Genomic DNA, 14,071 nt, shown 5'->3' on the forward strand with positions numbered 1-14,071 from the left:
TCATAAAAAAGGAAGGGAGGATGAAATAGATGAGTCAATTTAAAAGGGATCAAGTTCAAGACATGTATTATCTGTCACCGATGCAAGAAGGAATGCTGTTTCATACCCTCCATCATCAAGAAAAGGGCTTTTATGTAGAGCAAATGGATATGAACGTTAAGGGCACACTGCGTTATGACTTACTTGAGAAAAGCATGAATATCATCGTGGAGCGGTACGATATTTTTCGTACCGTGTTTCTCCACGAAAAAGTAAAGCGCCCTGTCCAAGTTGTACTAAAAGAACGTCCTTTTACACTTGATGTTGTGGACTTGCAAGATCTTTCTGAAGACGAACAGCTTGAACGTATAGATAAATTCAAACAACAGGATCAGCTGAGAGGATTTGACCTCTCGAAGGATTCTCTCATGCGGGCGTCTGTTTTCCAAACGGGCCCTGCCAGCTATCGCTGGATATGGAGCTATCATCATATCCTTCTGGATGGCTGGTGCTTTGGACTTGTGGTGCAGGAGTTATTTGCGATTTATCATGCACTTTTACATGACATCCCTTACAAGTTAGCGCCGGTCAAACCATATAAAGAATATATAAAGTGGCTGGAAAAACAAGATAAGCAAGCATCACTTCAATATTGGCAGCAATCATTAGCGGGGTTTGATGGACAATCGACCTTTAAAGAGCAGCGGAAACAGACGAATGAACATGAATTAGGCGAAATTGAATGGTCCATGAGCAAAGAAGAAACGGCCGCTTTATCAGAGTTAGCGCTGCAGCAAAATGCGACGTTAAGCAGTGCGCTTCAATCAGTCTGGTCGGTTCTGCTGAGCAGGTATCAGCGGTCAAATGATGTGCTGTTTGGAACAGTTGTGTCAGGACGTCCGGCAGATTTGGCTGGCGTTGACAGGATGGTTGGGTTGTTCATCAATGTCATCCCAAGAAGAATTCAGCTGACAGATCACATGACATTTCGTGCGCTCCTGTCAGAAACACAGCAGCAGTCTCTTGCAGCCGAGCCGCACCAATATATTCCGATTTATGATATTCAAGCAAAGACAGGTCAGCAGCAGCTCATTGATCATATTGTTGTGTTTGAAAATGTTCCAGCCGCAAAGAAGGACGAGCAAGAGGCACGGTTAGGGTTCACGGTGGAGGACATGAATGTCTATGAAAAATCAAACTATGATCTCAATCTGCTCGCATCGCCTGGAGAAGAATTACTATTGAAGCTTGCCTTTAACCAAAGAGCGTTTGATCCTCAATTTGTTCATAAGTTAAAGGAACAGCTCAGCCTATTGATCAATGAGGCGGTCAAGCATCCCGATCAATCGGTTCATACACTCCCACTCGTCACAAAACAGGAAAAACAGCTGATTCTTGAGGAATGGAATGCACCTGAGCTTGAGCATGACCAGCTGTATTTATCGAAATGGTTTGAGCATAATGTCCGCAAACAGCCAAATGCAGTGGCGCTATCAGCAGAAGAGCAGACGATGACATATGCCGAGCTGAATGAACAGGCCAATCGATTGGCAAGGCATTTGCAAAAAAATGGAGCCGAACATCAAACGGTCATCGCCATTTTAGCCGATCGAACGCCTGATCTCATTGTCAGTCTGCTTGCTGTTTTAAAAGCAGGCGCAGCCTATGTGCCAATCGATCCTGATTATCCAGAAAGCCGCATTCAATACATGCTTAAAGACAGCGGAGTAACGCATCTTCTGACTCACTCATCCTTTATTGGTCAGGCGAAGGGACTCGCGTTTGATGGCACGTATCTGTTTGCAGATGATCAGGAGATTTCACTAATGAGCTCAGAGAATCTGCCGCTGGAAGCAGGTTTACACGATACGGCATATATCATGTATACATCAGGCACAACAGGTCAGCCAAAAGGCATCATGACCACCCATTCCAATATTGCCCGGGTGGTCAAAAATACGAACTACTTAACCATTTCAGAAACAGATACACTGCTGTCGCTATCCAACAGCGTATTTGATGGCTTTACCTTTGATGTATATGGTGCGCTTTTAAACGGAGCAAAGCTTGTCCTGCCGAAAAAAGACACCATTTTAGATATGCACGAACTGACGGAGCTGATTAAAAGAGAAAGCATTTCTGTCATGTTTGTTCCAACTGCTTTATTTAATCTTCTTATTGATGAAGAAACTGATTGGATGCGCAGTGTGCGCAAGGTGCTGTTCGGAGGGGAACGTGCATCTGTACAGCATGTGAGAAAAGCCTTTGATGTCATGGGGAAAGGCAGACTAATCAATGTCTACGGCCCAACTGAATCAACGGTTTTCGCCACCTATTATCCTGTAGATGAAGCTCCGCCGATCGAAGCTTATTCTATTCCAATCGGAAAGCCGATTAACCAAACGGGTGCTTATATATTGAGCCAGCAAGGACAGCTTCAGCCGATTGGAATGGTCGGAGAACTTTGTCTCAGCGGCAAAGGACTTGCGAAGGGATATTTGAACCGTCCTGATCTGACAAAAGAAGCCTTTATCACACATCCATTTGCTGCGGGAGAAAGGCTGTATCGTACGGGTGATTTGGCTTATTTTCGAGCAGACGGTCTGATTGAGTATGCAGGCAGAGTGGACGATCAGGTGAAAATTCGCGGACACCGAATTGAGCTGACAGAAATTGAAGCCCACCTTCTCATGCATCCAGGCGTAAAGCAAGCTGCCCTTATAACGGATCAGCATGGCTCGTCGCAGCATACAAGACTGCTCGCCTATATGACGTGTGAGGATGAGTGGAAGGACAAAGTGGATGTGATCAAGTCAGGGCTGAAGGAGAAACTTCCGGCATACATGCAGCCTCATGAGCTGATCAGACTTGAGAAAATGCCGCTGACACCAAATGGAAAAGTTGATAAACGTCAGCTGCCAAAGCCAGAGGCGCCTCAAGGAAACCGCCATGTGAAGCTTCCGGCCAATGAGGTAGAACAAAAGCTGCTTGTCATGTGGCGTGAAGTGCTTGAACGAGATGATATCAGTACAGATGACCATTTCTTTGAGATTGGCGGACATTCTTTAAAAGCGATGTCGCTTTTATCAAAGGTGTCGAAGGAATTCGATGTTCAGGTGCCTATTCACTTGCTGTTTGAGACGCCGACAATTGAAGCCATCAGCCGTTATATTCAACAGCAGGATCATGAAGCTGCCGGCTATCTTGTATTCAATGAATCTCAAACTTCAACAGTCTTTGCTCTTCCGCCATTACCTGGCTACGGCTTTATCTATCAGGAAGCCGCCAAAACGCTTGATAGCGTTCGTTTGATCGCCTTTGACTTTATTGAAGCTGATCACCGCATGACGCAATACGTTCATCATATCCAGCACCTTCAGCCTGAAGGACCGCTGACTTTGATGGGCTACTCTGGCGGCTGCTATCTGGCCTTTGAGCTCGTTCAATCGCTTGAACAAGCAGGACGGACGGTGGAAAAGGTCATCATGATCGATTCCTATAAGAAAATTGGAGAAAGTGATTTAGAAGGACGATCCATCGATGACGATATCGCAGCGATTGTCCATCAATCAAAGCAAAGTGAACTTGCCCAAGGAGAGCTCGTTCAAGAAGCGCTTGCTCAAAAAACGAGGGCCTATTATGAAACATTTGTTAAGGGGGTGAATCAAGGAAAGATACAAGCAGATATTGATTTCATCCAATCAGAAGAGCAAATTGAGATTCCAGATTGGATGGATCATTGGGAAGAAGCGACGACCGGTGCTTATCGCTATTATCAAGGCTACGGTGAGCACGCTGACATGTTCAAAAACAAAGAATGTGCAGCCCAAAATGCCCAGCTGATCCAAAAGATAATTAATCAAAAAAATAGAGAAGCCGTTTTGTAAACTTTAGTGCAGGCAGGGGTGCATATTGGCAGCCCTGCCTGTCAAAAAAGGAAAGGAACTCATATGAAACCATCAATTATGAACGAACCAAATGTACATGAAACAATGGATACGATTTTACAAGATGTACAGAGAACCATTTTACAAACCAACGAAATCGAACGCTTCGCTGTTTTTTCTCGTGAAAAAACCATTCGACCGCGGCCATATCACCTCTCTCATTTATTTCTCGACAATCACATGGAGCAGGAGGCCGCAGCTGAATCGATACAGACGCAAACGGCTTCCCCTGCTTTAGCGGACATGCCGCCCGCCCTTTCCTATGGAGGGGATCTAGATGTTAACGCAGGAGCCCAAACCTTACAGGACGCCTTAACAGAGGCGGCAAAAACGACAAATGGTCTGACTTATATCGTCAATAGTGAGAATGAACTCACGCAATCCTACGCGCAGTTAAAGGAGGACGCTGAGCGGGTTCTGACAGGTTTGAGGGCATTAGGACTTGAACCGGGTGATCCTGTGTTCTTTCAGTTTTCATCCAATCATGCGATGGTAACAGCCTTTTGGGCGTGTGTGTTAGGCGGATTTGTTCCAACACTAGTGTCCGCTGCACCGACCTATCGGGAAATGAATGCCTCCGTGAAGAAACTTCATCATGCGTGGCACCTGCTGGAGCATCCGCTCATTTTAACAGATGACTCGCTGATTGATGAGGTGCAAGGCTTAGCTTTATTGTGGCATACAGACAAGTTACGTGTTGCAGCCGTTGAGCCGATGCTTTCTTTAGAAAGAGATATAGAAACTTATCCCGCGTCACCGGATGATTCAGTCTTTTTTATCTTAACGTCTGGAAGTACAGGGATGCCCAAATGCGTAGAACATTCTCATCGAAGCGTGCTGGCGAATGTCAAAGGAACAGTGGCAGCCAATGGGTTTACACAAGAGGATGTGTCGTTAGACTGGATGCCTTTAGATCATATTGGCGGTATTGTGATGTTTCACCTAGTCAATGTGTACACGGGCTGTGAGCAGGTTCGGGCAAGAACAGATGATTTTATCGCTCAGCCGCTGCGCTGGCTTGACTGGATGGACCGCTACCGTGCAACGAAAACATGGGCGCCTAACTTCGCATTTGCGATGATCAATGATTATGAGAAAGACATTTCGTCAGGATCTTGGGATCTTTCTGCTATGACTTGTATGATCAATGGGGCAGAAGCGGTCGTACCGAAGACAATTCACCGATTTTTACACTTGCTGGCTCCGCACGGCTTAAAGGGAGATGTCATTAGACCGGCATTCGGCATGTCTGAAATCTCTTCAGCCGTTGTCTTCTCTTTTGCGATAGAGCGGGGAGATGAAAGCAGCGGGGTTCTAACCTTTGAGGAAACATCACTCACAGAGCAGCTAAGACCAGCGGAGGCACGTGAGACAGGAACCGTCAGCTTTACAGAGCTGGGAAGACCGATTCCGGGTATCACGATTCGTATCGTGAATCATCAGCATGAGCTTCTTCCCGAAGATCATATTGGCAGTGTGCAAATTAAAGGGCCGACGACAATGAAGGGCTATTACAAGAATGACGAAGCGAATCAAGAAGTCTTTCAAACAGACGGCTGGTTTCACACGGGGGATTTAGGTTTTCTGCACGAAGGAAGGCTGACATTAACCGGAAGAGAAAAAGACATGATCATCATCAACGGGAAAAATTATCACAACTATGAAATAGAAGTCATTGCAGAGGAAGTACCCGGCGTCGAAACGAGCTTTGTAGCGGCCTGTTCCGCCCGGATGGAAGCATCTGCATCCGACGAGCTGATTCTCTTTTTTACACCGAAGCTGTATGAACCTTCTTATATTATGAGGGCAAGTCAGGATATTAAATCCCATATTGCGACAAAAATGGGGCTGTCTGCATCGCGCGTGATTCCTGTCCAGAAGCATGCCTTTCCGAAAACAAGCTCTGGAAAAATAGAAAGGGCACAGCTTAAGAGGCGATGGCAGGAAGGCGAATTTGATGAAATCATCAAGGAGCTGGACATTAGACTTGAAAATGAACACACCTTGCCTGATTGGAGTTTACAAAAGGAGTGGACACCTGCTCCGCTTCATGAAGCTGAAAAACAAACAGCAGGGAACATGGTGATCTTTGCAGACACATTAGGGCTGGCAGATCAATTAAAATCCCTTTCAAGCAATGAACAAACGTATATTACGGTTGAACCGGGTCAAGCATTCACACAACTCACACATACACACTTCATCATCCACCCGAATCGGCCGTCTGACTACGAACAACTCTTTGAGACACTCCGTTCGTATGGCGTTTCGGTGAAACAAATCATTCACCTTTGGAACTACACAACTCAAGAAGACACACTTCATGCAGCGTTGGCAAAAGAAGCACAGAAAACTGGCAGCATGAGTGCCTTATATGTAACAAAAGCGATCGCTGCCTATGAGGAGCCGGTAGAGATCACCCTTGTCTCTGCTCATGCGATGAACTTGCCGGAAGATCAAACACATGATGTGGAGAAAGCAACGACAGCAGGACTGATGACAGCTGTTCAGCATGAATGGCCATTTATCAAGGTGCGGTGTCTTGATTTTTCTCTGACAGAACCCGATGCTGGCCGTTCTCATGCATCATCGATCATGACAGAGCTTACACATGACACAAGCCATCATATCGCTGCTTATCGCGAAGGTGTTCGTTATACTCCTCTTTTAACACCGCTTCATCTAGAAAAAGAACAAAGGGTGAAGAAACCGCCATTTGAATCTTCCGGGCTTTATGTGATGACAGGCGGGCTTGGCGGCATTGGACGAATGCTGAGTGAGCACCTGCTGACATCCTATCAAGCGCATCTTGTGCTGGTTGGAAGAAAGGCGCGAGAGGCTTTATCTGCGGAGCAGCATGACGTATTGATTTCACTTGAGAATCTAACGGAAAAGCGCGGCGGCACAGTTCTTTATGAAAAAGTAGACATTACTGACGCAAAAGCCATTGAAACCCTGATTTCAAAACAGGAGACGGCTTTAGGCAAAAGGCTGCATGGCGTTATTCATTTCGCTGGCATCATTCAAGAAGAGCTGCTTCGTGACATGACGTCTGTTTCATTACATGCGATGTACGAAGCGAAGGTATATGGCACGATTTCGCTTCATGAAGCAGCCTCTAAACGGCACAATGTCTTATTCCTTTCCAGCTCGTCAGCTCGAACGTTAAAGGGCGGGATGACCGTTGGCGCTTATTGCGCGGCCAATGAGTTCGTTGAACAATTTGCTCATTATCAGAGGCTGACATCTACTGTAAAGCCATATTGCTTTAGCTTTAGCATGTGGGATGAGACCGGAATGAGTGAAGGCTCAATGATCAAAGGCATGCTAAAAGAAAGAGGTTATTTCCCGATTCCAAAACGGGCGGGCATTCAAACAATGCTGGCATGCTTGATGACAGATGCTCCTCTCATTTATATCGGGCTGGATCGGTCGAAGCAGGAAATTCAAGAGATGATACAAGGGGAAATACAAACAGAGCAGGCCGTATATGTCTTTTTCAAAACCGATCAAACAAAGGCTTTTGAAGAAAGGCTGTATCAATCCATTTATACGTGTATACAGTCTCGTCTCTCTGGTGAATATTCCGTCCATCTATATCCTGAAGAATACTGGAAAGAAACAGAGGATGGGATGCCGGACGAAGTGCATTTCAATGAATTAATAGAAGAAAGTGGACAGGGTTCAGAGGACAGAGCACCTCAAACTAAGACGGAGAAATTTTTGGCACATATTTGGTCCGAACTGCTTAATGTCTCAAACATCAGCTGTGGTGATCATTTCTTTTTACTCGGAGGTCATTCGCTCAAGGCAACGCAAATGCTGTCTGCTGTTAGACAAAAAACGGGATTTGACGTGCCGCTCGCTGTTCTTTTTGAGCATACGAGACTTGGAGAGTTAGCCGACTGGATTGATTCACATGCCAAAGCCGATGAAGCGGTTCCGATACGGAAAATAGAAAAGGGTCAGGAGCTTCCGATGTCCTATGCTCAGCAAAGACAGTGGTTTCTCTATCAATTACAGCCTGATCTGCCATTATACAATAATACGATTTCCTTTCGGATGAATGGACCTTTAGATGTAAAGGTGCTTCAGCGCAGCCTGCAGCAAATGGTGCAAAGGCATGAATCACTCAGAACATCCTTTGCAATGAACGGCGATGAACCGGTACAGATCATACATGAGCATATGACTCTTCCAGCGCTTGAGGTTGTCGATATATCAGATCTTTCATCACAGGAAGAAAAAGAACAAAAAGCGGCTGAGTGGGCGAAAAAAGAAGCGGGCACACCTTTCCGCTTAGAGCATGATGCACTTTTTCGCGCGAAACTAATTCGGCTGTCAGACACAGATCATTTGCTGCTGATGTCCATTCACCACATCGTGTCAGATGGCTGGTCGATTGGCATTGCCGCAAAGGAGCTGTCCGAGTGGTATACAGCGATGATCGAAGGGAGGGAGCCTGATCTCTCACCGTTGCCGATTCAATATGCAGATTACGCACTTTGGCAGAAGGAGTATTTGACGGGAGAAACGCTTCAGAAGCAGCTTTCCTATTGGAAGGAGCAATTTGCGGTACCTGTGGAAGAGTTGATGCTGCCGTATGACTACACGCGTCCGGCCGTTCAATCCTATAGGGGAAAAACGAAAAAATACCGCTTGTCGAAGCCGCTGTCTGACCAGCTGGCTGCTCTTTCTCAGAAAACAGACAGCACCCTTTATATGACATTACTTTCGGCTTTCTCTACCTTGCTGCATCGATTGTCTTCACAGGATGAGTTTGTCATTGGATCCGTCATTGCCGGGAGAAATCGGACGGAGATGGAGCAGCTCATCGGATTTTTCGTGAATACACTGGCACTTCGGATTGATCATAGCGGCAATCCGGCTTTCACAGAGCTATTAGAGCGAGTGAAGGAAACAACAATGGGCGCCTATGCGCATCAGGATGTGCCGTTTGAGATGGTGGTAGATGAGCTGAATATTGTACGTGAGGCTGGCAGGCAGCCGCTGTTTCAGGTCATGTTTGTTCTGCAAAACCTGCCCCTTGAAGCTTCTCCGATGGGTGAGGCGACATCCGTTTTAGCCATTGAAGATAATGATACGGCCAAATTCGATCTATCCCTGTTTGTTTTTGAAGGAGCGGAGGGTCTTCAATTAAAACTGGAGTATGATGCAGACTTATTTTCTGACGACACGATGGAACGGTTCCTTCGTTACTACGAGCAGCTGCTTGCGTGTATTTGTGAAAATCCAGCACAGCCAATCAGACAAATGGATTACCTGCCAGAGAAAGAGAGGGATCAGCTGCTCTATGAATGGAGCGGCAGCACAGAACAACCAGCAGGCCCGCTTCTCATCACAGAACGGTTTGAAGCGCAGGTGAAAAAGACACCTCATGCGATCGCCCTCGAATCTGGGGAAAAACAGTGGACGTATCAGGAGTTACAAGAGAAAGTCGATCGGCTTGCTGCTTATCTGCAGCAGCGAGGAGTGAAGCCGCATGAACCAGTAGGGCTTCTAATTGACAGGTCGCCTGAAATGATTTTTGGGGTGCTGGCGATTGTGAAATCAGGCGGGGCCTACGTCCCAATTGATCCTGAATATCCAGATGCACGCATTGATTATATGCTGAGGGATACAGGTATTCAGCTGTTACTGACAAAAAATGAATGGCTGAAACAAGTCTCGATCAGTCAAACCGAGCTCATTTGTCTTGATCAGGGGTATGAAGAGTTTTTATCAGAGGCAGAACTCAAGTCTGCTGCTTTAAAACCTGATGGACTCGCTTATATCAATTACACATCAGGATCAACCGGTCAGCCAAAAGGGGTTTTAATTCCGCATCAAGCGGTCATCCGGCTTGTATGTGAAACAGATTATGTCACCCTTGATGAACAAACGCGTATTTTGCAAATCGCGAGCTTCTCCTTTGATGCCTTTACGTATGAAATATGGGGAGCCCTGCTCAACGGCGGAAGGCTGATACTGACCGATCGAAATACGATCTTATCAATGGATACACTGGCTGATACGCTGACATCTTACAAGATCACAACAGGATTTCTGACAGTGCCGCTGTTTAACCGATTAACAGAGGAACATCCAGAAGCTTTATCTGGATTCGATGCATTATTGGTCGGTGGTGATGCTTTGTCAGCTGCTCATATCCGTAAAGCGCTGCCGTATCTGCCTGAAGGCCTATTAAACGGCTATGGACCAACTGAGAATACGACGTTCTCCTGTGTGCATCACATTCGGGCAGTGGATGAGGGGCAGACTTCGGTTCCTATCGGTCAGCCAATTGCGTATTCACAGGCCTATGTACTAGACGACCAGCTGCAGCCGGTTCCGCAAGGTGTCATTGGAGAGATCTACGTAGGCGGTACAGGGCTTGCACTCGGATACCTTGGAGATGAAGAAAAAACATCGCAATCATTTATCCCGCATCCTTTCCAAGAAGGAGCGCGTTTATATAAAACAGGCGATATGGGCCGCTGGCTGCCAAACGGCATCATCGACTGCCTTGGAAGAATCGATCATCAAGTAAAAATTCGCGGACACCGCGTCGAATGCGGAGAAATTGAAGCCGCCATGCTGCGCTTTGAAGACATCATAGAATGTGCGGTCATTCCACATCAGCATGAGAGTGGTCACAAGCGATTGATCGGTTATTTTGTCCAAAAGGGCAGCATGACCACGCAAGACATTCGTTATCAATTAAAAGAAATACTGCCAGATTATATGGTGCCAAGCCTATTAATAGAGCTGGAGGAACTCCCGCTCACGGCAAATGGCAAGGTAGACCAAAAACGTCTCCCGCCGCCAGAGTGGAAACAGGAAAAAGTGGAGAAACCGGCTGACAGCGCACTCAGTGAGGAAGAACGCGTACTGGAAAAAGTGTGGACTCAGCTGCTCGGTACGCCTTCGATTGGCGTACATGATAACTACTTTGAGCTTGGCGGAGATTCGATTATTGTCATACAAATGGTGGCGCGCTTAGCACAGGAAGGCTATGTCATTCAGCCGAGAGATGTATTTGAAAAACAGACGATTTCACAGCTGGCACTTGCTATGAAAAGGTCAGATGCTGCTGCGTTCTATGATCAGTCGCCTGTCACAGGAGATGTTCGTCTGCTTCCAATCCAATCATGGTTCTTTGAGCAATCAATGACAAACCAAGACTATTGGAATTTATCAGCGCATATGGAATTCAAGCAATCTATACAGCTAAAGCAGCTGACACAGGTTCTCTCAAAAATTGTCGATCATCACGATATGCTGAGAGCGATGTATACAAAAACAGCAGATGGATCATGGATTCAAACCATTCGTGCGCCTGGCATCACCCCTTGTGTCACCTTTTTTGATTTGACGAGTGTTTCTCATGAGGAAGCGCTGGAACAAATCCGCATGGAGACCGCCGCTTGTCAAGAAACGTTGTCATTAGAGCGGGGAGAAGTAATCAAAGCCATTCTTTTTCACACAAGTGATGGTACGTCTGAACTCTTTATCGCTGCCCATCATCTTGTGATGGATGGAATCTCATGGCGCATCATACAGGAAGACCTATTAAATGGACTGAAGCAGCTTGCGGCAGGGCAGGAAATCGCGCTTGCAAAGAAAACTGCGTCCTATCAGCAGTGGGCAGATGCTCTTTATGAATACGCACAAACCGATCAATTACAAGAGCAGGTTCCTTTTTGGCAAAAGTTCACGAGCCAAGAGGAAGAGGGTTCTCCTTTTCAAACACCTGCACTTTTCAATATAGAAGAACATGCAGAGATTTTGTCTATTCAATTGACGAAGGATCAAACAGATATTTTACTAAGGCAGGCATCACAAGCGTACCGAACAGAGGTAAACGATTTACTCTTATCCGGACTCACGCAAGCCGTTGGAAAGCCGCTGCTCATAACGTTAGAAGGGCACGGACGCGAGGATTTATTTGAACAGATGGATTTGTCACGAACAGTCGGATGGTTTACAAGCTCTTATCCTATTTTTATTCCTTTTATTCAAACCGATATTGAGAGACAAATCAAAGATGTTAAAGAAACCTTAAGAGCTGTGCCGCAAAAGGGAATCGGCTATGGCTTGCTTCAATACATGACAGCATCTCGTTTACTCAAAAAGGCAGCGCCGCAGATGAGCTTTAATTATCTTGGACAGTTAGATCAAATATACGGTGAAGCACATCTTTATTTAGCAGATGAACGAAATGGACTTGTACATGATCCAAAAGCAGAAAGACAGCATTTGATCGATGTGTACGGATATGTTGTGAACGGTCAGCTTCAGATGAATTTTATGATCCATCGTGAACTGCTTCAGTATGAAGAGGTGCGCCTGTTACCTGAACGGTTCAAAGAAAAAATGAAGGATATTCTGACGCATTGTGTAGAGACAAAAGGCGGCTTTACGCCATCTGATTTTCCAATGGTTCAGCTGACGCAAAAGCAAATCGATGAGCTTCCAGATGGTGTAGTGGATGTGTATCCACTATCTCCAATGCAGCAAGGGATGCTGTTTCATGCATTATTAGATCAAGCGTCACAGGCGTATTTTGGTCAAGTGCATATGACACTCGAAGGCTTAACGGACGGCGCAGCCTATGAAAAGGCATGGAATCTGCTAGTAGAGCGTCATTCGATTTTGCGGACAACATTTGCTTGGGAAGGGCTAAAGGAGCCTGTTCAGTTGATTCAATTAGAAGGAAGTATTCAGCTCACTCAGCACGATGTGCGCCACCTGAGTGAAACGGATCAGAAGGAAGCCATTCAGCAATATTTGCAAACAGATCGGTCAAAGGATTTCAAACTAGAAAATACGGATGAACCGCTGATTCGTATTGCTTTATTCCATCGTGATGAAAACACATGCACGTTTGTTTTTAGCTTTCATCATATTTTAATTGATGGCTGGAGCTTGTTCAGTTTTATTGAAGAATCCTTTTCTTTGTATCGCTCTCTTGTGGATGAACGGGAGGTGGATCTTCCTGCTGTACGTCCATATAAAGATTTTATCGAGTGGCTGCAAAAGCAGGATCAAGAGAAGGCGCTAGAGTTCTGGAAAGGTTATATGTCAGGAGTAGAGGAGGCTACACCGCTTCCAGGAGACGGCGGGCATGCTTCGGATCAAGAAGCAGGTGTTGATCAGCTAAGTATCAAACTAACGCCCGAGATGCAGCAGAAACTCGAAGAGATGACAGGCACGCAGAAGGTGACAATGAGCACCCTGATTCAGACAGCATGGGGGCTGCTTTTGCATCTTCATTCAGGATCTGAGGATGTCGTGTTCGGAGTGACAGTATCAGGACGGCCGGCGGATTTACCACAGGTTGAAAGCATGACAGGGCTCTTTATAAACACATTGCCGCTCCGTTTGCCGATCACGCCAGAGTGGAGCATTTCCAAGCTGCTGGCACATACGCAGGAAACAGTTTTTCAGATGCGGGAATTCGAATATACCGTACTGCCGAATATTCAGCAGCTGACCCACATCCCGAATGGAGATTCATTGTTTAACAGTATTGTCGTGTTTGAAAACTATCCGATTGAATCTATCGAGCCATACGGAGTACGCATTTTAGACATTGCGAGTCATGAAGAAACGAACTATGACCTGACCCTTGTGGCAGTTCCGGGAGAGACGCTGGAGCTGCGGGTCACATACCGCTTCAATCAATATACAGAAAAGCAAATACAATCGCTGATGCAGCAGCTGATCCACACACTTGAAGCCATGACAGAACAAATGGAGACACCCCTCTCTTCCTTCACGATCGTCACGAATGAAGAAAAAGAGCGGATGATCACCGATTGGGCGAAAAATGCACAAGTCAGCGTGCTGTACCCAGATCAAGAAGAGGTCTATTCAGGTGTGCATGATCCTTCCTGTGAAACGGAAATATATGTCCTGAGCGAAGCGCATCAGCTCATGCCGGTAGGATTTCCTGGAGATATTTTTATCGGCGCAAAGGACATCAAAGCACTTTGCGGGGAGCTTGCCGATTGGATGGAGACGCATAAAATTCCGCACCCATTCAAACATCAAACTGGCGAATACCTCTATCCGACAGGGGATGTCGGCGTTTGGACTGAAGAAAACAAGATTCAGATTTTGGATTGGATGTAGGAGGAGAA

Annotated in this window: 2 protein-coding genes; both read left to right on the plus strand. The window is 46.1% G+C overall.

Annotated elements, in window-relative coordinates:
- The first annotated feature begins 29 nt into the window (after nt 1-29).
- Nucleotides 30-3,866, plus strand: coding sequence for a non-ribosomal peptide synthetase (locus NSQ34_RS01950; protein WP_111927543.1), 3,837 nt, complete (start codon nt 30-32; stop codon nt 3,864-3,866).
- Nucleotides 3,867-3,929: 63 nt separating this feature from the next.
- Entirely contained in the window at nt 3,930-14,063 is a 10,134-nt protein-coding gene (locus NSQ34_RS01955) for an amino acid adenylation domain-containing protein (protein ID WP_342501023.1), read from the plus strand.
- The last annotated feature ends 8 nt before the right edge of the window (nt 14,064-14,071 follow it).

This window comes from Bacillus sp. FSL P2-0069, from assembly GCF_038593315.1.
In the GTDB taxonomy this organism is placed as follows: Bacteria; Bacillota; Bacilli; order Bacillales; family Bacillaceae; genus Bacillus; species Bacillus safensis.

Coding starts and splice junctions, on each gene's coding strand:
- NSQ34_RS01950 (WP_111927543.1), top strand. CDS start 30: ATGAGTCAATTTAAAAGGGATCAAGTTCAAGACATGTATTATCTGTCA.
- NSQ34_RS01955 (WP_342501023.1), top strand. CDS start 3,930: ATGAAACCATCAATTATGAACGAACCAAATGTACATGAAACAATGGAT.